We start from the raw sequence: 19,512 nt of genomic DNA on the forward strand, positions 1-19,512 counted from the left end.
CGGCGCTCCGCTTCAGGTGCGCCGGATCGGCCGATGGGGGAGGGCGTGCGCATCCGGTTCGACAAGCTTGGCGTGGTCATCGCGGCGATATCGGCCTATGCGGCTTTCGCGGCGCCATTCGCCACCTTCCGCGCCAATCGCATCGTACCCGGCGAGGCGCGCTCGATCCTCGAATCTTTGCCCGCGGCGGTCGGTCCGCTATTGATGGCGATTGTTGTCGCAGCGGCGCTCATTGCGCTGCTGAAAACGCCGCTTGCTCTGCGCCTCGCCGCCAGTGTGGTTGCACTTGCGGCGCTGGCGCTGCTGATTGGCGTTGCCGGCAGCTTCCTGACGCCCGCCGGCAACACCTTCGCCCGTATCTCGCCGGCTTCGGGATTCTGGCTACTTATCTTCGCCTTCACCCTTCTGCTCGCCGACGTGCTTACAAGGCTGAACCTGTCGCCGCAGGCACGGGTCGGCGTGCTTATTGTCGCCGCAGCGGCAATCGGCCTGCTGCTCGTTTCGGGAAGCTGGAACAGCCTGTCGATCCTCAAGGAATATTTCAATCGCTCCGATAGTTTTTGGGCGGAAGGCTCCAAGCACGTGACGTTGGCGCTGGGTTCGCTGGCGGCTGCGGTGATTATCGGCCTGCCGCTCGGCATCCTCTGCCATCGCGTCGAGAAATTGCGGGCCGGCGTGCTCAACGTGCTGAACATCATCCAGACCATTCCTTCGATCGCGCTGTTCGGCCTCTTGATCGCGCCGCTCGGCTGGGTCGCTTCGCATGTGCCGGGTGCTGCCGCGCTCGGCATTCGCGGTATCGGCACAGCGCCGGCTTTCGTCGCCCTGTTCCTCTATTCGCTGCTGCCGGTGGTGGCCAATACCGTGGTCGGCCTTGCCGGTGTGCCGCGTGCCGCCAACGACGCAGCGCGCGGCATGGGCATGACCGACCGCCAGCGGCTGCTCGGCGTCGAGTTTCCGCTGGCCTTTCCAGTGATCCTCACCGGCATCCGCATCGTGCTGGTGCAGAATATCGGCCTCGCCACGATTGCCGCGTTGATCGGCGGCGGCGGCTTTGGCGTGTTCGTGTTCCAGGGCGTCGGTCAGACGGCGATGGACCTGGTGCTGCTCGGCGCCGTGCCGACGGTGGCGCTGGCCTTCGCCGCCGCCATCATCCTCGATGCAGTGATCGAAATGAGCGCCAGCAAGCGCAGGGTTGAAACGGCATGATCGAGATCGAAGGCATCACCAAGCGCTACGGCGAGACGACAGTCGTCAACGACGTGTCGATGGTAATCGAGCCGCGCAGCATCGCCGTCATCGTCGGCACCTCCGGCTCCGGCAAGACGACGCTGCTTCGCATGATAAACCGGCTGGTCGAGCCGACATCGGGCGTGATCAAGCTCGACGGCGTCGACAACCGCTCGGTGCCGGATTATGAGCTGCGCCGCAGCATAGGCTATGCCATCCAGGGCCACGGCCTGTTTCCGCATCGCACGGTGGCGCAGAACATCGCCACTGTGCCGGTATTGCTCGGCTGGGACGCCAACCGCATCAAGGCCCGCGTCGACGAACTGATGACGCTATACCAGCTCGACCCGCAAGACTACGGGCCACGCTATCCGCACGAGCTTTCCGGCGGCCAGCAGCAGCGCGTCGGCGTCGCTCGGGCGCTTGCCGCGGAACCCAACGTGCTGTTGATGGATGAGCCGTTCGGGGCGCTCGATCCGATTATCCGCAACAAGGCGCAGGAGGATCTGCTGGCAATCCAGAAGCGCTTCGGCACCACCATCATCCTGGTCACCCATGACATGGAAGAGGCCGTTCACATGGGCGACAAGATCGCCGTGATGGACGGCGGCAAAGTGGTGCAATATGCCGGGCCGGCCGAAATACTGGCGAGACCGGCCAGCGCGTTTGTCGAAACCCTGGTAGGTGCCAGCGAAAAACCGTTCCGGCTGTTGTCGCTTGGCCGGGTCCGCGACGCGGTGGAAAACGGCACCGCCGAAGGCGAGGCGATCCCCGGTGACGCCAGCCAGCGCGACGCGCTCGCCGAACTCCTGTGGTCGGGCCGCCCTGCGCTGCCGGTGACAGATACCGACGGCAAGCCGCTTGGCCGCGTCACGGTGGACGGACTAGTTAAGCGCGCGGCGAGACCGGCATGAAAGAGGCTGGCTTAAAGGCTTGGCTTCCATCACTGCTCAGGCTTGCCCTGGTGGTGCTGCTTATCGCCTTCGTCACCAATCCCGGCTGGTTCGAACCGCTGCTGAAGCCGCTGACAGAGAACAATGCGCCGGTAATCTACAATCAGGGCAGCCTGTTGACGCTGACGCTGCTGCATCTGCGGACCGTGCTGATCGCGACGGTTGCCGCGACGATCGTTGCGGTCGCGCTCGCCATTCTGGTCACCAGGCCAGCCGGCGCCGAATTCCTGCCGCTGTCGCGCAGCCTGGTCAATATAGGCCAGACCTTTCCACCGGTAGCGGTGCTGGCGCTTGCCGTGCCGGCGGTCGGCTTCGGCGAAAAGCCGACGCTGATTGCGCTGTTTCTCTATGGCCTGCTGCCGATCTTCGAGAACGCGCTGACCGGCCTGACCACGCTGCCGGCCAACGTCGTCGAGGCGGCGCGTGGCGCCGGCATGACTGGCTGGCAAAGGCTGGTCAAGGTCGAGCTGCCGCTCAGCGCGCCGATCATTCTCGGCGGTATCCGGCTATCGGTGGTGATCAGCCTTGCCACCGCGACCATCGGCTCGACAGTCGCGGCGAGGACATTGGGCGAGGTGATCATCGCCGGCCTACTGTCGAACAACCTCGCCTTCATCCTGCAGGGCGGCCTGATCGTCGCCGCCCTTGCCGTACTGATCTATGACGGGCTGTCGGCGATCGAGCGCTACACAGCGCGGCGCATGGGACGCGAGGCGGAGTAAGCCTCCGAGCGAGCTTCGTTCCGTTCAGCGGCCGATCGAACGCGCCGGATGATCAAGCGTCAGTTCGAGCGCCATACCCGTCCCGCTGGCGATCCAGCGGCGGCGGCTGACGGCGAAATCATGCTGTGTATCGGCTCTAACCACAGAGACCAAGTCGCCCACAGCGCAATCACTATCGAGATCGAGGGCTTCGACAGTCTCGGCAATGTCTTGCTTGCCGGCATAATGTCTTGCAATGGCTGTGAGTACGATGATCACTGGGCCACCCGTTGCGCGATCTTCGGGACTCGGCGATTGATGAGTGCGATGCCCCGATCTTTCAGCAGGAGTTCTTGCCATGACCGCGCGTTTCTCCAAGATCGTCATGTGTTTGTGTCTGGCGGCTTTCGCCTTCCTCGTCGCCTTTGGCAACATCACCGATTACGGCTCAAACTTCGCCTTTGTCCAGCATGTGCTGAGCATGGACACGACCTTTCCCGGCAACGCACTGATGTACCGCTCGATCACCAACCCGGCCTTGTGGACGGCAGGCTACTGGCTGATCATCCTTGGCGAGGCGCTGACCTGCCTGCTCTACCTGATCGCCGCCTGGCAACTTTGGCAGGCGCGCAACGCCAGCGGACAGGCTTTCAACGATGCCAAGAAGTTCGCCATCATTGCCGCCACAATGGGCTTTCTCGTTTGGTGTTTCGGTTTCATGGTCGTTGGCGGCGAGTGGTTTGCCATGTGGCAGTCTTCGACATGGAACGGTCAGGAGGCGGCGTTCAAATTCTACATGACCATGCTGGTGGTGCTGGTCTTCGTCGTCCAGCCGGATGGCGACCCGCGCAAAGCTTGACGGCCCTTCGTCGATTTCAATCGATCTAACCGGATGGCGGTGTCGACAGGCGCACTGCCGTCCAGCCTTTTGGACGAAACCCGGGATCTTTTGGGCGAAAGCCGGACAAGAACCGAACAATATCTTGACGTTCCGAGCCCTGTTTCGCATAAGCCGCTGCGAAGGGACGGATTCCGGTTGCGGAAAATTCGTCCCCTGTCTCAACGGCCCGGGGAGGGGTTCTTTTGGGCCACCAATCGAGGAAAATTCGGCAATGACCATAATTTCAGCTGTCATCGCCTGCGGTCTGCTTTCAGTCCTTTACGCCATCTGGGCGACACGTTCGGTTCTCGCGGCCGATCAGGGCAATGCACGCATGCAGGAAATTTCCGCGGCCATCCGCGAAGGCGCGCAGGCTTATCTGGCGCGCCAGTACACCACCATCGCCATCGTCGGCGTCGTGGTCCTGCTGCTCGCCTGGTGGCTGCTTTCGATTACCGCCGCCATCGGCTTCCTGATCGGCGCCGTTCTGTCGGGTGCCGCTGGCTTCATCGGCATGCACGTCTCGGTGCGGGCCAATGTGCGCACCGCGCAGGCGGCTTCCAACAGCCTCGCTGCCGGCCTCGAGATCGCCTTCAAGTCGGGCGCCATCACTGGCATGCTGGTTGCTGGCCTGGCCCTTCTCGGCGTCTCCATCTACTACCTGATCCTGACCCAGTTCATGGGTCTGCAGCCAAACGATCGCGTCGTCATCGACTCGCTTGTTTCGCTCGGCTTCGGCGCCTCGCTGATCTCGATCTTCGCCCGTCTCGGCGGCGGCATCTTCACCAAGGGAGCCGACGTTGGCGGGGATCTCGTCGGCAAGGTTGAAGCCGGCATTCCCGAAGACGATCCACGCAATCCCGCCACCATTGCCGACAATGTCGGCGACAATGTCGGCGATTGCGCCGGCATGGCGGCCGACCTGTTCGAGACCTATGCAGTGACTGTGGTCGCCACGATGGTCCTGGCCGCCATCTTCTTCGGTGGCACCGCCGTTCTCGGCGCGGCCATGCTCTATCCGCTGGCCATCTGCGGCGCCTGCATCCTCACCTCGATCGTCGGCACCTTCTTCGTCAAGCTTGGTTCCAGCGGCTCGATCATGGGCGCGCTCTACAAGGGCCTGATCGTCACCGGGCTGCTGTCAATTGTCGGCCTTGCCGTAGCCACTTCGGCATGTATCGGCTGGGGGGAGATCGGCACCGTCGCCGGCATGGCTATTACCGGCACGAACCTGTTCATCTGCGGTCTTGTCGGCCTTGCGGTGACCGGCCTCATCGTGGTGATCACCGAATATTATACCGGCACCAACAAGCGTCCGGTGAACTCCATCGCCCAGGCCTCGGTCACCGGTCACGGCACCAACGTCATCCAGGGCCTCGCGGTCTCGCTGGAAGCGACGGCGTTGCCGGCGATCGTCATCGTCGGCGGCATCATCTCGACGTACCAGCTTGCCGGCCTCTACGGCACGGCGATCGCGGTGACGACGATGCTCGGCCTCGCCGGCATGATCGTCGCGCTCGATGCCTTCGGCCCGGTTACCGACAATGCCGGTGGCATTGCCGAAATGGCCGGCCTGCCCAAGGAAGTGCGCCAGTCCACCGACGCGCTCGACGCGGTCGGCAACACCACCAAGGCGGTAACCAAGGGCTACGCTATCGGCTCGGCCGGCCTCGGCGCGCTGGTGCTGTTCGCGGCCTATTCTAACGACCTGAAGTTCTTTGCCGCCAATGGCGACAAATACCAGTACTTCCAGGGCATGGGCGACGTCTCCTTCGACCTCTCCAATCCTTACGTCGTCGCCGGCCTGATCTTCGGCGGCCTGATCCCGTATCTGTTCGGCGGCATCGCCATGACCGCCGTCGGCCGCGCCGCGGGCGCTATCGTCCAGGAGGTGCGCAAGCAGTTCCGCGAGGATCCGGGCATCATGGCCGGCACCTCGAAGCCGAACTATGCGCGCGCCGTCGACCTTCTGACCAAGGCAGCGATCCGGGAGATGATCGTTCCGTCATTGTTGCCGGTGCTGGCGCCGCTGGTCGTCTATTTCGGCGTCCTCCTGATCTCCGGTTCGAAGGCATCCGCCTTTGCCGCGCTCGGTGCCTCGCTGCTCGGTGTCATCGTCAACGGCCTTTTCGTCGCCATCTCGATGACCTCCGGCGGCGGTGCCTGGGACAACGCCAAGAAGTCGTTCGAAGATGGTTTTGTCGACAAGGACGGCGTCAAGCATATGAAGGGCTCCGAAGCGCACAAGGCTTCGGTGACCGGCGATACGGTCGGCGACCCCTACAAGGATACTGCCGGCCCGGCGGTCAACCCGGCGATCAAGATCACCAACATCGTCGCGCTGCTGTTGCTGGCCGTTCTCGCGCACGGCTAAGCTCGGTCGCTACGACCTTAAGACAAAAACCCGCGGGATCGCTCCCGCGGGTTTTTCATTGCCTGAGATGTGCCGCTTCCGGGGAGGGAAGTAAAAGGAAAGAAGGAGCCGACCTCCGCCGGAATGGATCAGGTGCCGCCGAGCGTGCTGCCGCCGCCGCCGCCGGGAATACCGGGCGCCAGCTTGCTGGCGCCATTTATGATCTGGCTGAGGAAGTTCTGGTCCTTGCCGCCGGTCGGCGTGGTGCGCGAGATGAAGTCGAACACTTTGCCGTCCTTCAACCCGTAATTGGCTATCTGCGTGACGCGCCCGTCATCGCCGAAATAGACTGCCAGTACATGCTGGTCGACCAGCCGCGGCTTGTCGAAGGCGACGTAGCGCTTGCGCGTCTGCGAAATGTAATAAAAGGCCTCGTTGTCGAAGGTCGCTTTCGTCGAGGGAGTGCCGAGCGCCAGCAGCACCTGTTCGCGGCTTGAGCCGACCGGCACCAGGTCGATCGCCTGCTGGTCGATGACGTAGCCTTGCGTCAGCGTCTCGCTCGGATTGAGATCGCCGATCATCTTGGACGAATTGCAGGCAGAAAGCGCCGCAGCGATCACCAGTAGCGAAACCGCACCGGCGGGCCTGGGCAGAAAAGTCGACTTGAATTTCAGCGCGCGCAACTACAACTCCATAAGCTGGCCGCAACTTGCGCTGGGCCGCAAAACCGGTAAACCAGCTTGCTTGCCGATGCAACAAGGCCACTTCAACAAACGGTCCCGGGAGACCACCCTCAAATGTTCCAGCGCCTCTTTGGCCGCGAACGACATGCCAACCGCGCCATCACCGAGGCGCTTTACGCACAAATCGTGGCGGCGGCGCGGCAAACGGTGTTTTATTCCGCCTGGAACGTGCCGGACACACCGCTCGGCCGCTTCGAGATGCTGTCGTTGCACATGTTCCTGTTCCAGCACCGGTTGCGCGGCGAGGGTGGTGCGGCGGCAGAGGTTGCGCAGGTGCTGATCGACGAGTTCTTCATGGATGTCGAACATTCGTTGCGGGAATTGGGCATTGGCGACGTCGGCGTGCCGAAGCGCATGCGGAAACTGGCGAAGATGTTCTACGGCCGCACCGCCGCCTATGACGATGCACTGCAACGAAATGACCATGATGCACTTGCCGCCGCCCTTGCCCGCAATGTCAGGCCCGATGCCGGCGCCTGGCCGCAAGCGTCGCAACTGGCACTCTATGCCGCCGATGCATCCAGGCAACTCACGGAACAGCCGACCGAATCGATTGTTTCCGGCACGGTGGTATTTCCAGTGGCCAACGCTTGAGCGGCGGCAGGCCGAATGAAGATGGCGAAGTGGAGGCGAAGATGAAACGTCCTGATATCCACAGCCCAGTGTCATTCCGGGCAAATGTCGCTCGGCTGCCGCAAAAGGGGCTGCCGGTGGTGATCGATGCCGACGCCGGGCAGCGCGCCCTGCTGGCCGCCGAGCACGAGCTGCTTTCGGTCGAAAACTACCGCGCCGAACTCCTGGTCGAGTCCTGGAAGCGCAACGGGGTGAAAGTCAGCGGCCATGTCGAGGCCGATGTAACGCAGGCCTGCATCGTCACCCTCGACCCGGTCAAGGCGCATATCGACGAGCCGGTCGAAGCGCTGTTCCTGCCGGAGCAATCCAAGCTCGGCCGGCAAGGTTTCGACGGCGGCGGTGAGATCCTACTCGACGCCGAAGGGCCGGACAGCCCGGAGACCTTTTCCGGCGACGCCATCGACGTCGGAGCGCTTGCCGAACAGTTCTTTGGCTTGGCGATCGATCCCTATCCGCGCAAGCCCGGTGTGTCGCTGGAGGCCGCCGGCGATGCCGAGCCTGTGGAGAATGAGTTCCAGCAAAAGCTCAGATCACTGTTGGGAAAATCCTGATAGCTGATCCAATTTGAGAAAAGTTGGTTGTGCGGCAGCCCAAAACCGTTATTTTCGCCGAACCTTCGCGAGCCCCGTACCTTGGCAAGCCCGCTGGCCAAGCAACCGTGAGATGAACACCGCGTGATCAGGATTTCCATCGATGCCATGGGCGGCGATCACGGGCCAAGCGTGGTCATCCCGGCGCTCATGACTGTCGCCACCCGCCGTCCGGATATACGCTTCGTCATTTATGGGCGCGAAGAAGCGGTACGGCCCGAACTCGCCAAATTCCCCAAGCTGGCGGACGTGAGCGAGTTCATCCACTGCGAGATCGCAGTCCGGATGGACGACAAGCCGAGCCAGGCGCTGCGCCATGGTCGCTGGAAATCATCGATGTGGAAGGCCGTCGAGGCGGTCAAGGCAGGCACTGCCGACGCCTGCATCTCAGCCGGCAATACCGGGGCGCTGATGGCAATGTCCAGGTTCTGCCTTCGCACCATGGCGACCATCGATCGCCCGGCAATCGCAGCACTCTGGCCGACATTGCGCGGCGAAAGCGTGGTGCTGGACGTCGGCGCCACTATCGGCGCGGATGCGCATCAACTGGTTGATTTTGCCATTCTGGGCACCGGCATGGCGCGCTCGGTTTTCGGCATCGAACGGCCCAGCGTCGGCCTGCTCAATGTCGGCGTCGAGGAGATCAAGGGTCAGGAGGAGGTCAAGGAGGCGGGCCGCATGCTTCGCGAGGCCAACATGGCCTCGATGAACTACCATGGCTTTGTCGAGGGTGACGATATCGGCAAGGGCAGTGTCGACGTCGTCGTTACCGAAGGATTTGCCGGCAACATCGCGCTGAAGACGGCGGAAGGCACGGTCAGGCAGATCGCCGGGTATCTGCGCGCGGCGATGAACCGCACGCTGATGGCCAGGATCGGCTATATCTTCGCGAAGACCGCCTTCAATCGCCTGCGCGAGAAGATGGATGTCGGCCGCTCCAATGGCGGCGTCTTCCTCGGGTTGAACGGCATCGTGGTGAAAAGCCATGGCGGGGCTGATTCGGATGGCTTTGCGGCGGCGATCGAGCTTGGCTACGACATGGTACGCAACAATCTGCTTGACCGCATCGAAGCCGATCTCGACCTGTTCCATGCCCGCAATCCGAATGCCCAGACAATCCGGAAATCCGACGTCGTCATCGACGCAAAGGAATAGGAAAGAGCATTGATCAGATCAGTCGTGCGCGGCACGGGCGCCGCGCTGCCCCGCCGCATTATGAAGAATGCCGATTTCGAAGGCATGGTCGAGACGTCGGACGAGTGGATCGTCCAGCGCACCGGTATTCGCCAGCGCCACATCGCGGCCGACGACGAGACGACGGCCTCGCTGGGCGAGGCGGCGGCGCGCGCAGCCCTCGACAGCGCCGGCCTGATGGCGGACGACATCGACCTGATCGTGCTGGCGACCTCGACGCCCAACAACACCTTTCCCGCGACCGCGGTCGAGATCCAGAACCGGCTCGGCATGCACCACGGTTTTGCCTTCGACCTGCAGGCGGTTTGCTCCGGCTTCGTCTATGCAGTGACGACCGCCGACCTCTATATCCGCGGCGGCTTGGCCAGACGGGTGCTGGTGATCGGCTCGGAAACATTTTCGCGCATTCTCGACTGGAACGACCGCTCGACCTGCGTTTTGTTCGGCGACGGCGCCGGCGCGATGGTGCTGGAAGCAGGCACGGGAGCAGGCGGCATCGCCGACCGAGGCGTTCTGGCGGCCAGCCTGCGCTCCGACGGCATCCACAAGGACAAGCTTTTCGTCGACGGTGGGCCGTCGACCACCGGAACGGTCGGGCACCTCAGGATGGAAGGCCGCGAAGTGTTCAAGCATGCGGTCGGCATGATCACCGACGTTATCGAGGCGACGTTCGCACAGGCCGGCATCAGCGCCGCCGATCTCGACTGGTTCGTGCCGCATCAAGCCAATAAACGAATTATTGACGCTTCGGCCAAAAAGCTCGGGATAGAGGAGCGGAAGGTGGTCGTGACCGTCGATCTGCACGGTAATACCTCCGCTGCTTCCGTGCCGCTGGCACTGTCCGCGGCCGTCGCCGACGGTCGCATCAAAAAGGGTGACCTGGTGCTGCTTGAGGCGATGGGCGGCGGCTTCACCTGGGGCGCCGTCCTGCTCCGCTGGTAAGTGCCGAACTATCGGGTTCGGGTCCTTGACCTTGACGGATCAATTACTTAGGTTCTGCCGTTGCTTGTATCGATTTATGTTTTTGAGCTGATGGGACGGTTCGTATGGGGGGAAAGACACTTACGCGCGCCGACCTCGCCGAAGCCGTTTACCGCAAGGTTGGGCTGTCGCGCACTGAATCGGCCGAGCTTGTCGAGGCGGTGCTGAATGAGATCTGCGAGGCGATCGTTCGCGGCGAGACGGTGAAGCTGTCGTCCTTCGCGACCTTCCACGTCCGCTCGAAAAACGAGCGCATCGGGCGCAATCCCAAGACCGGTGAGGAAGTGCCGATCCTGCCGCGCCGGGTGATGACCTTCAAGTCGTCGAACGTGCTGAAGAACCGTATCCTGCGCTCCCATCAAAACAGCAAAGCCAAGGGCAGCAAGTAGACGCCCGATCCACTTTGCCGAGAATCATGCCCCAGGCTTCGGTTGAAAAAGAACCCTGCTTTTGCGCCGGGCTTGAATATTGTTTCATAAACCGCTGAAATAAGATGCGATTCGGTAGGCCGGATCGGTATTTGGGTGTGATCCGTTCCGGCGGGACGGAAGCTGCTTTCTTTGTTAAGCGTGATGTCCCCCGAACCCGGTTCCCGCCTTTCGCGATCATGCTCTAGCGTGAGGATTCGTCCATGGACAAGAGCCCTGATGCTTTCCGCACCATCAGCGAGGTCGCGGAGGATCTGGATTTGCCGCAGCACGTGCTGCGCTTCTGGGAGACGCGTTTCAACCAGATCAAGCCGATGAAGCGCGGCGGCGGCCGCCGCTACTACCGTCCGCAGGACGTCGAACTGATCAAGGGTATTCGCCATATGCTCTACGATCAGGGCTATACGATCAAGGGCGTGCAGAAGCTGTTGCGCGAGAACGGCAACCAGTTTCTGATCGCCGTCGGCAATGGCGACATGGCGGCGGTCGAGGCGATCTCGCAGCGCCGACAGGCCGACACGGTACCGCTGACGCAAGCGGCGCAGCCGCGCGGCCCGGACGACGAAATGCTGGTCGGCCAGCCGAGGGTGAAACCCAGCCGTCGTTTTTTCGGCATCGGCAAGACCGACGAGGAAGGTCCGGTTCCGCCGGACACGTCAAAGCTTTCCCGTGACAATCGCGCATTGCTGCAGGAGGCGCTGTTCGACCTCCTGGAATGCAAGCGCCTGCTCGATCAGGTTCGCTAGAGCCCGCCGGGCTGACCGGAACGGTCTTCAGGGTCATGCGTTAGGCTTCCTTCTACATATGAAGGAAGCACGTCATGCCATCGCTTTCGAGCATCTCCGACACCGATCTGAACAAGCAGGTCGCGGCCCTGACCAGGGAACTGGCCACCTTGAAGAAAGCCGTGTTAAAGCGGGGCGGCGCCTTTTACGAAGACGGGCGCGATACCGCATCGGATTATTATTCGGATATCACTGAGCGCCTCGGCGACGCCTTGCCGGCAATCAGAAGGCAAGGCCGGGCGATCGAGAAGACCGCCCGAGATCACCCGGCGACGGCGGCCGCTGTCGGGCTGGTTGTGGTCGGGCTCGTCGCCAGTCTGTTCCTCGGCGGCCGGCAGCAACAAGCACCGCGGGCGCGTTCAAGATCGACACGTTGAGATAAGCAAATGGCGGCGGTCAGCGGACCGCCGCCATTTTTCGCCGACACGGCAAACCCGGCAAGCGTGCCGCCCTTGATCAAGGGCCAGAACGCCTGATTGCCGGTTGTTCGACCGAGGGTGTTTTCAGTACTTCTTCGCCACAACCTTCTTGTGATGGTGGCGGTAGTGGTGGTGGACGCGGTGATGGTAGTGATGGCGGTGATGCTTCTTGACGGTGGCGTGCATCGTCGTTGCATTCGCGCTGCTTGCGCCGATGATCGGCATCGAGAGGGCAAGTGCGATTGCAAGTCCAAGGGCGGAGAGAAGAGGCTTGTTCATGACATCGTTTCCTTTTTGCGCAGGCGGAATTTAAGCGTCACCGATTCAGGTCGGTGACCCGATCGGTGCGGTTGGGACTATCGCCTTGAAGTTTTTCGGCAGTTTTTCCGGCCTGTAGAATTTTGTTTCCGAACCGTGTCTGCCGATGATCCAGCCGGATGTCGGCGCACCGGCATCCGCCATTGATTCCGGCGTCGGTTCACGATGCCGTGACGCTATCTTTGATGCTTGGCAAATCACCGACGAGCGGGCATTCTCCCGATCGTCTCAGGCAACAACATGATTTGATCTAACTCTTTCATCCCACGGAGTTGCCAATGCCCCAAATAGCAAAACGCGAACCTTACTCCGAACTGGCGGCGAGCGCGGTTACGCCTGAACGCAGTGCCGTCCGAACCGCCCGGGAAGCCCGTGGATACAGCATCGAAGAGCTGTCCCTGGCGTGCGGGCTGGCAGCCTATGAGATTGCCGACATTGAAAGCGGCAAGGATGCCGATCCCTCGAAACGTCGGCGTATTGCCTCCGCGCTTCAACTTCCGGAAAGCGCTCTGTTTGACGAAGCCGTGTTGCCTGCCAAAAGGCGATCCGTGTCGTAGCGACGTGTCATGCTTTTATTCCACGAGCTCGCCATGGGTCGCCCTGGCGGGCTTCGTTTTTTCGGCCACTTAGTGGACTTGCCGGCCGCTACGGCGACGCCAGACGGAAATTGTCGGAGATGAGCCTCGAATCCGTTCGCGCCTTTTCGCCGCACACGCGCCCGACATCGACGTTATCGTCACGGAAGCCAGCTCGGCGACAGTGCCTCTGGCCGCCGAAGCGCATGGCGTAGCGCCAGCGCAGATTGCCAAGACGATCTGCTTGCGCGCCGGCGACCAGACGATGCTGATCGTGGCCAGCGGGATCTCCAGGCTGGACAATCGCAAATTCAAGGACCGGTTCGGTGGCAAGGCGCGAATGCTGGATGCCGAACAGGTGCTTGCCGCGACCGGTCATCCCGTCGGCGGGGTGTGCCCATTCGGCCTACCGGCGCCGCTCCCGGTCTACTGCGACATCTCGCTGCGCGCCTTTGACGAGGTCGTCCCGGCGGCAGGCGCGACGAATGCCGCCGTACGGCTCAGCCCGCAACGCCTGGCCGAACTCGTCGACGCCGAGTGGGTGGATGTGTGCCAGTAGCCATTTATCCGGGTCGTGGGATCCGCTGAGTGTTACCGCTACTCGGTCTTCTGTGGCTCTTCTTTCTTGATCGTCTGAGCGTCTGTGGCAGTCGACATATCGGCCTTCTCGACGCTCGCTGTCGTCTGCGTGTCGACCGATGCCTGGACCTTTGAATGCGCGGGGCAATCCGCAGAGGCAACTGATATGGACATGGTCAGTGCCGCAGCTATTGCGAGGAATGTCTTCATGATCATTCTCCTCGTTCGTTCGATGGGCAAAGTTAGCCCGTCTGGCACCGACCGCAAAATCACATTTGTTCACACGCTGGCCCAGTAATTCAAATGGCTGCGCGGATAGCCGCTTGCCGTATCAAAGCCCACTGGCTCCGGCCGGAGGATTTTTGGCGTTAAAGATCTCGCCGCTCAGAGCCAGTCTCAGGTCTTCGGCGCTGAGCTGACCACTTTCGAACAAATCCATCACCCTGCGGCCGAGCACTTCTCTGCCTGGATCGCCGTCAGCGAGGCCTAGTTCACGGCATCGGGCATCAAGTGCCTTGGTCAACATGGTCAGCTCGGCAGGACAGGCAACCCCTTGAAGCGACATTGCATCTCTCCCCTAAGGGCGAAAGCGCGTGGCATCTTCGTAGCGTCCGCTCGCCCTTACAACTGCGGACGACGGCAATTCAAATAAAGCCAACCTTTTTCGAACTCAACATTCAAACGTACCAAAACGCCGCGCGCTCCAATGCGACGATCCTGCTACAATACGGTATGGCCGTCCGAATAGCGGTTATCCTCGCGCTTCTCTTCGCCTTCGCCTACGGTTTCGCAAAACTCGCGGAACATTATGGCAGAGTTGGCCACAGACCCTCTCCGTGTGAAGAATTGCCCTATCCTGATTGTCCTGATCAAAAAGCTCTTCCCCGGGAAGAAACTGAGCCTTGAGCACGCCTGTTCAGGCCAGGCCAGGCCAGCCATCGGGATTGAATTAGTTCTTTCCAACCGACGGTTGGTGGACGCATTGCAGCTGATGGGCCTAGGGTTCACTACGATCCGCGCGCACCGGGCATGCCCAAACCCCCGAGTCACCCCTGCCTGATGCAAGGCGCCTGATCGAGTCCCGCCGTTCTGGCATGTGCGGCGGGACCTTTTCTTATTGAAGCTGGAATACGGGCTCACGATAAAGGTTGGCGTACGCACCAAACGTCGCCTAGCCACTGTCGCGCGGTTTCTCGGTGGGCTTCTGGCTAGCCGCCAGCCTCCGTGCCTCGCGCACGAGTGATCGTGATCGATTCTTCGATGAGATCACGCGCCTGCGTACGTTGCGCTGGCTGCAGTGCGGCTATTGTCTGTACAGCCAGTTTGGGGGAAAACTGGCTAAGCCTTTGGATTTTAATGGTCGGAGTGGCCGGATTCGAACCGACGACCCCTTGACCCCCAGTCAAGTGCGCTACCGGGCTGCGCTACACTCCGGACCGGTCGCGATGTATCGTGATAGACCGGCTCCGGTCAACCGAATTCGGTTGCTGTCCTGCCTGAAGCAACGGCAACGGGCATTGCGCCGCCCGCAGCTGCCACTGGTGGCGGTATTCGAGCGCGATGGCACCCCAGATCAAGCCAAGCAGCAGGTAGACATGGCGCCAGTGGTCGATGTCGATGAAGGTGCCGAGCCCGATATTGCCGATGAAGGCGACGTAGGCGCATAGAAGATAAGGCTGCCACGGCCGGTCGCGCAGCAGAATGCGGAAGCCGGCGGCGATCGTCCAGCACGTCAGCGTCAGGAACGACACGAAGCCGAGCCAGCCGTAATCCATCAGCATCTTCAGCCAGATGTCGTGCGTGTCCTCGCCGAACATCTTGCCGAAGACGAGCGGGCCGATGCCGAACGGATGCTCCAGTGCCATCTGAAAGCCGATCGTGTAGCGGGCGAAGCGGCCGAGGCGGGCGGTGTCGTAGCTTTGTTCAAGCTGTGCGCGGTTCGAGAACATCTCGGCGACGCCCGGCAGTTGCAGGATGACGATCATTGCGATGACCAGCAGTCCGACGGCGGCGATGGTCATGACGACCACGCGCAGCCGGAACTTGCCGCTGGCGCTCTGCAGGAACAAGGCACCGGTTAGCAGGATCGCCGAAACGGCGAACATGCCCCAGGCGCCGCGCGAAAAGGAAAAGAAGATGCCGGCGGTGATGATCAGCAGCGGCACAGCCAATAGAGGCATGCGCGCGACCGAGCCGGTAAGCAGCAGATAGAGCAGGTAGATGCCCGGCAGCACCAGGAACGGCCCGAACACGTTCGGGTCCTGGAAGGCGCCGGCGGCGCGGTCGTATTTGGTGAAGATCTCGGCTCCCGGAAAGGCATGAAAATAGCCGGCTATGCCGACCAGCGAAGTCAGCACCGCCGACACCACATAGGCGACGAAGATCACCCGATAGAGACTGGGCCGGACCGCCGTTACCGAAGCGAAGAAAACCGCGGTTAAGGCCAGGAACAGCGAGACGGCGAGATAGAGCGGCGTGCCGGCGAGGTCCGACATCTGCGTCATCGAGATCATGCCGCCGATGTTCATGATCAACAGCAGCACCAGAAGCGGCACCGCCGCGCGCTGTATGCGCATTCCGAACAAGGGCCACACCACGATCAGCCCGATCATATAGACGTCGTACGGCGCCGGCTCGGCAATGACGAAGCCGGACAGGAAGACGCCGAGGAAAACCGCCCCTGACGCAATCAGTGCGATCAGCTTGGCGTTGACCGCCGCCGCCGGCAATTCATAGGCCGTCGCGCTCAATATGCATTTTCCGTGTTGAGCAGGCGGATCGGCGTCAGGAACAGGATTTTGAGGTCGAACAGGAGCGACCAGTTCTCGATGTAATAGAGGTCGTATTCCGTCCGCATGCGAATCTTCTCGTTGGTGTCCATCTCGCCGCGCCAGCCATTGATCTGCGCCCAGCCGGTTACACCGGGCTTGACCTTGTGACGGGCGAAATAGCCGTCGACCACCTCATTGTAGAGGAGGTTGTGCGACTGCGCGGCAATGGCGTGCGGGCGCGGCCCGACCAGCGACAGCGAACCGAACAGCGAATTGAAGAACTGCGGCAATTCGTCGATCGAGGTCTTGCGGATGAAGCGGCCGACGCGGGTGACGCGTGGATCGTTCTTTGTCACGGTCTGCTTCGCCGTCGGGTCCGCCTTGTCGGTGTACATCGACCGGAACTTATAGACCTCGATGATCTCGTTGTTGAAGCCGTGCCGCTTCTGGTGGAACAGCACCGGCCCCTTGCTGTCGAGTTTGATCGCGATCGCGGTCGCCAGCATCACCGGCGAGAACACGATGATGCCGATGATTGAAAAGACGATGTCGAAGGCGCGCTTGGCGACCGAATCCCAGTCGTTGATCGGCTTGTCGAAGATATCGAGCATCGGCACCGAGCCGATATAGGAATAGGCGCGCGGCCTGAACTGCAGCGCGTTCGAATGCGCCGACAGCCGGATGTCGACCGGCAGCACCCACAGCTTCTTCAATAACTGCAGCACGCGCGATTCGGCGGTCAGCGGCAGTGATACGATCAGCATGTCGATGCGCGCGATGCGGGCAAATTCGATGAGTTCGGAAATTGTGCCGAGCTTGGGATAACCGGCTACAACCGGCGGCGACCGCTTATCGCCGCGGTCGTCGAAGATGCCGCAGATGCGGATGTCGTTGTAGGGCTGCCTTTCGACCGAGCGGATCAGTACTTCCGCCGCCTTGCCGCCACCGACGATAACGGCGCGGCGCTCCATCCGCCCATCGCGCGCCCAGCGCCGGATCAGCTTCGACATCACCAGGCGGAGACCCAGGATCAGCACGAAGCCGACAACAAACCACGTGCCGAAGAGCAGGCGCGAATAGTCTTCCGACATTTTCATGGTGAAGGCGGTGAGCGCCATCAAGGCGAACGTTCCGGCCCAGACCAGCAGGAGCCGGCCAAAATTGGCGATCGGCCGCATTAGCGCGACGATCTGGTAGCAGTCGGTGACGTCGAGCAGAACGACCGCGAGGAACGAGGTGGCGGCGATCGTCAGGGAGTATTGCCAGGCAAGATAGTTGAAAAAGCCGACGTAGTAGAAATAGACGGCAAGACCTGACACCAACAGCAGCGCGAATTCCACCATGCGCAGCACGCCGCTCACCATGATCGGCGACATCGTATCGCGCCGGTATTGCGAGGCGACCTGGCGGGCGACGTCGTTCATGCCGCCGGCCGTGTTGTTCTCGGCAGGGGCGTTGAATTTGCGCACCGCGTCTAGCGAAAAACGGCGCGCGGGGTCGATTTCGTTCATGGGGTGTCCGCAGGTTTCCCTCAGGTGAATAGCAAAAGAGAGCTAAGAAACCCTTGAAACAACAGATGGCTTTGGAGACGCTTTCACCAGGTGCAGCCCGGTGGAACCCGTTGCCCTATTTTTTTTGCGCGGCGAAATAAGCCTTTTCGATTTCAGCGGCCATTACATCGGCGCCGAATCGTGCCTTGAGGTCGGCGATGCCGGGCATCAGGCCCTTGTAGGCGTCGAGATCGGCCAATGCGGCGCTTATCTTGTCGCCAAGTTCGCGCGGGTCGGGCCGGATCAGGGCAGGCGAGCTGGTGTCGAAGATTTCCGGTATGCCGCCGACCGACGTCGCGATAATCGGCTTGCCGGCGGCGAGCGCTTCCAGAACGATATAGGGCATGGCTTCCGCGCGCGATGGAACGACGACCAGCTTGGCCAGCGTGAAGGCCAGCCTGGCCGGCATCGGCGCCAGGAAGCCGACGTCCAGGCCGCGCTGACTCACCTGGGCGCGATAGCGCGGCAGGTCGTCGCCGTCGCCGACCATCAGCGCCTTCAATGGGTGGCCGAGCCGTGTTGCGGCAAGCCCCAGCGCATCGATGAAGATGTCGGGGCCTTTGAGGTCTCGCATCATGCCGATGTAGAGGAGGTCAACCGCATTGTGCTCGGTCCGCACCGGCTCGAACTCTGCGGCGCGCAGGCCGTTGTGGACGAGAGCGTTCGGAATAGGCGGCTCGCCGACCTTCCTGCGATAAGTCCGTCGCTCATAATCGGAAACAAACAGCAGGCAATCGGTGAAGCGAGCCATGAAGCGCTCGAGCGCGAAGAACAGCTTCCCCATGGCGGTGGTCTCGTCATAGTGAAGCGAGCCGCCATGCGGCGAATAAAGGCGGGCTACGCGAGACCTGGATACCCGCAACAATGAGCCGAACAGACGGGCATAGGCGCCACCTTTGGCGCCATGCCCGTGCAGCACGTCCGGCCGCAATTCTTTTATGATCCTATAGGTGCGCCGGGCCGAGGCGAGATCGCCTGGCCCGACATGCCGCTGCATCGGCGTGCGGTGAATGCCGAGCGCCAGACTGCCCTTCATCTGTTCGAACAGCCGTTCCTCGAAATCGCCGCCCGTCGTCGAATCGCAGACGATGCCGACGGCATGGCCGGCGGCGACCTGAGCCTCAGTCAGGTCGCGCACGTGCCGGAAGATGCCTCCGACCGGTGAGCGAAAGCAGTGGACGATCCTGAGTGTGTCCGCCACTTGGTCAGCACATCAAAACAGGCGTTCGCGAACATAGACTGTATCGCCGGGCAGTAGCGGGTCGGAGGTCACCACGCGTCCGGTTATCACCTTGCCGTTGATGTCGCGGGTAATGTCGACGCTCTCCTGGTTGGCGCGTGGCGTGAACCCGCCGGCGATGGCGACGGCCTTCTGCACGGTCAGGCCCGGAACATAGGAATACTGGCCCGCCGCACCCACTTCACCCATGACGAAGATCGGTCGGTAGCGATCGATTTCGACAGAAACGTCAGGATCCCGCAAATAGCCCTGGCGCAGTTTCTCGGCGATCTCGCCCTCGAGCTGCTGGGCGGTGTGGCCGCGCGCCGGCACGTTGCCGACGAGCGGCAGCGAGAGATAGCCGGATTGGTCGACACTGTAGGTGTTGGTTAATCCCTCCTGCTCGAACACTGTGACGCGGACGCGGTCGCCGGCGCCGAGGCGATAGGGCTGGTCGAGAACTTCATGGAATGCGGCCGGCGTCGGCCGGTAGCTGGAGCAGCCCGAAAGCATCGATACGGCAAGCAGCGCGCGGAAAAGGGGAGTAGTGCTTTTCATGAGCGGACACGTACCTTTGAATAGCCGGCGACTCTGCGGCAAACCTTAACGA

Annotated in this window: 22 protein-coding genes, 1 tRNA gene and 1 pseudogene; 14 read left to right on the top strand and 10 right to left on the bottom strand. The window is 61.9% G+C overall.

Annotated features, from left to right (window positions below):
- Window positions 1–33: 33 nt before the first annotated feature.
- Genes NKH98_RS15690 through NKH98_RS15700 form a run of 3 tightly spaced genes read left to right on the top strand, consistent with a single transcriptional unit; the run spans window position 34 to window position 2,905 of the window.
- Window positions 34–1,209, top strand: coding sequence for an ABC transporter permease (locus tag NKH98_RS15690; protein WP_352899667.1), 1,176 nt, complete (start codon window positions 34–36; stop codon window positions 1,207–1,209).
- Window positions 1,206–2,144: an ABC transporter ATP-binding protein gene (locus NKH98_RS15695; protein ID WP_352899671.1), complete on the top strand. Its 939-nt coding sequence runs from the start codon at window positions 1,206–1,208 to the stop codon at window positions 2,142–2,144. The genes NKH98_RS15690 and NKH98_RS15695 overlap by 4 nt, the downstream gene beginning before the upstream one ends.
- Entirely contained in the window at window positions 2,141–2,905 is a 765-nt protein-coding gene (locus NKH98_RS15700; RefSeq protein ID WP_352477169.1) for an ABC transporter permease, read from the top strand. The genes NKH98_RS15695 and NKH98_RS15700 overlap by 4 nt, the downstream gene beginning before the upstream one ends.
- Window positions 2,906–2,929: 24 nt before the next feature.
- On the opposite strand, the gene NKH98_RS15705 is transcribed toward NKH98_RS15700, so the two are convergent.
- A complete protein-coding gene (locus NKH98_RS15705; protein WP_352899675.1) occupies window positions 2,930–3,163 on the bottom strand; it encodes a hypothetical protein in 234 nt (77 codons plus the stop codon).
- 79 nt (window positions 3,164–3,242) lie between these two features.
- On the opposite strand from NKH98_RS15705, the gene NKH98_RS15710 reads away from it, so the two are divergent.
- A complete protein-coding gene (locus NKH98_RS15710) occupies window positions 3,243–3,743 on the top strand; it encodes a DUF2165 family protein (RefSeq protein WP_352881040.1) in 501 nt (166 codons plus the stop codon).
- A 253-nt stretch (window positions 3,744–3,996) separates the two neighbouring features.
- Window positions 3,997–6,138, top strand: a complete 2,142-nt coding sequence (locus tag NKH98_RS15715; RefSeq protein WP_352899678.1) for a sodium-translocating pyrophosphatase — start codon at window positions 3,997–3,999, stop codon at window positions 6,136–6,138.
- 128 nt (window positions 6,139–6,266) lie between these two features.
- On the opposite strand, the gene NKH98_RS15720 is transcribed toward NKH98_RS15715, so the two are convergent.
- On the bottom strand, window positions 6,267–6,800 hold the full coding sequence (locus NKH98_RS15720) for an outer membrane protein assembly factor BamE (protein ID WP_352477172.1): 534 nt from the start codon (window positions 6,798–6,800) through the stop codon (window positions 6,267–6,269).
- A gap of 114 nt (window positions 6,801–6,914) precedes the next feature.
- Between NKH98_RS15720 and NKH98_RS15725 the strand changes: the two genes are divergently transcribed.
- The 7 genes from NKH98_RS15725 (at window position 6,915) to NKH98_RS15755 (ending at window position 11,848) form a co-directional block, all read left to right on the top strand.
- The gene (locus NKH98_RS15725) at window positions 6,915–7,454 is read left to right on the top strand and encodes a ubiquinol-cytochrome C chaperone family protein (protein WP_254817564.1); all 540 of its coding nucleotides are present in this window, start codon (window positions 6,915–6,917) and stop codon (window positions 7,452–7,454) included.
- Between the two features lie 41 nt (window positions 7,455–7,495).
- On the top strand, window positions 7,496–8,044 hold the full coding sequence (locus tag NKH98_RS15730) for a YceD family protein (RefSeq protein ID WP_352899681.1): 549 nt from the start codon (window positions 7,496–7,498) through the stop codon (window positions 8,042–8,044).
- A 123-nt stretch (window positions 8,045–8,167) separates the two neighbouring features.
- Entirely contained in the window at window positions 8,168–9,238 is a 1,071-nt protein-coding gene (gene plsX, locus NKH98_RS15735) for a phosphate acyltransferase PlsX (RefSeq protein ID WP_254817566.1), read from the top strand.
- Between the two features lie 9 nt (window positions 9,239–9,247).
- The gene (locus NKH98_RS15740) at window positions 9,248–10,219 is read left to right on the top strand and encodes a beta-ketoacyl-ACP synthase III (RefSeq protein ID WP_352477176.1); all 972 of its coding nucleotides are present in this window, start codon (window positions 9,248–9,250) and stop codon (window positions 10,217–10,219) included.
- A gap of 104 nt (window positions 10,220–10,323) precedes the next feature.
- Window positions 10,324–10,647, top strand: a complete 324-nt coding sequence (locus tag NKH98_RS15745) for an integration host factor subunit alpha (protein ID WP_023717292.1) — start codon at window positions 10,324–10,326, stop codon at window positions 10,645–10,647.
- Window positions 10,648–10,889: 242 nt separating this feature from the next.
- Window positions 10,890–11,432, top strand: coding sequence for a MerR family transcriptional regulator (locus tag NKH98_RS15750; protein WP_254817568.1), 543 nt, complete (start codon window positions 10,890–10,892; stop codon window positions 11,430–11,432).
- Between the two features lie 74 nt (window positions 11,433–11,506).
- Window positions 11,507–11,848: a hypothetical protein gene (locus NKH98_RS15755; protein WP_352896575.1), complete on the top strand. Its 342-nt coding sequence runs from the start codon at window positions 11,507–11,509 to the stop codon at window positions 11,846–11,848.
- Window positions 11,849–11,974: 126 nt separating this feature from the next.
- Here NKH98_RS15755 and NKH98_RS15760 read toward each other — a convergent pair whose 3' ends face one another.
- Window positions 11,975–12,169: a hypothetical protein gene (locus tag NKH98_RS15760; RefSeq protein ID WP_352477178.1), complete on the bottom strand. Its 195-nt coding sequence runs from the start codon at window positions 12,167–12,169 to the stop codon at window positions 11,975–11,977.
- 317 nt (window positions 12,170–12,486) lie between these two features.
- On the opposite strand from NKH98_RS15760, the gene NKH98_RS15765 reads away from it, so the two are divergent.
- Window positions 12,487–12,765 (top strand): helix-turn-helix domain-containing protein, encoded by a 279-nt coding sequence (locus NKH98_RS15765; RefSeq protein WP_023674515.1) that lies wholly within the window; start codon window positions 12,487–12,489, stop codon window positions 12,763–12,765.
- A 119-nt stretch (window positions 12,766–12,884) separates the two neighbouring features.
- Window positions 12,885–13,342 (top strand): annotated as a pseudogene (locus NKH98_RS15770) (YbaK/EbsC family protein).
- A gap of 38 nt (window positions 13,343–13,380) precedes the next feature.
- On the opposite strand, the gene NKH98_RS15775 reads toward NKH98_RS15770, so the two are convergent.
- From NKH98_RS15775 to NKH98_RS15805, 7 genes are all read right to left on the bottom strand, one after another.
- Complete coding sequence (locus NKH98_RS15775) at window positions 13,381–13,572, bottom strand: hypothetical protein (RefSeq protein WP_352506491.1); 192 nt, start codon at window positions 13,570–13,572, stop codon at window positions 13,381–13,383.
- A 121-nt stretch (window positions 13,573–13,693) separates the two neighbouring features.
- The gene (locus tag NKH98_RS15780; protein ID WP_254817574.1) at window positions 13,694–13,888 is read right to left on the bottom strand and encodes a hypothetical protein; all 195 of its coding nucleotides are present in this window, start codon (window positions 13,886–13,888) and stop codon (window positions 13,694–13,696) included.
- Window positions 13,889–14,719: 831 nt separating this feature from the next.
- Window positions 14,720–14,796 (bottom strand) — tRNA-Pro (locus NKH98_RS15785).
- On the bottom strand, window positions 14,787–16,112 hold the full coding sequence (locus NKH98_RS15790; protein WP_352896583.1) for an O-antigen ligase family protein: 1,326 nt from the start codon (window positions 16,110–16,112) through the stop codon (window positions 14,787–14,789). Before NKH98_RS15790 ends, NKH98_RS15785 begins: the two co-directional genes overlap by 10 nt.
- Window positions 16,109–17,644 (bottom strand): undecaprenyl-phosphate glucose phosphotransferase, encoded by a 1,536-nt coding sequence (locus NKH98_RS15795; RefSeq protein ID WP_352477292.1) that lies wholly within the window; start codon window positions 17,642–17,644, stop codon window positions 16,109–16,111. The genes NKH98_RS15790 and NKH98_RS15795 overlap by 4 nt, the downstream gene beginning before the upstream one ends.
- A gap of 115 nt (window positions 17,645–17,759) precedes the next feature.
- Window positions 17,760–18,884, bottom strand: coding sequence for a glycosyltransferase family 4 protein (locus NKH98_RS15800; RefSeq protein ID WP_352650001.1), 1,125 nt, complete (start codon window positions 18,882–18,884; stop codon window positions 17,760–17,762).
- Window positions 18,885–18,896: 12 nt separating this feature from the next.
- On the bottom strand, window positions 18,897–19,460 hold the full coding sequence (locus NKH98_RS15805; RefSeq protein WP_352896586.1) for a polysaccharide biosynthesis/export family protein: 564 nt from the start codon (window positions 19,458–19,460) through the stop codon (window positions 18,897–18,899).
- Window positions 19,461–19,512: the final 52 nt, after the last annotated feature.

The organism is Mesorhizobium sp. M0833 (assembly GCF_040319905.1).
Taxonomy (GTDB): domain Bacteria; phylum Pseudomonadota; class Alphaproteobacteria; order Rhizobiales; family Rhizobiaceae; genus Mesorhizobium.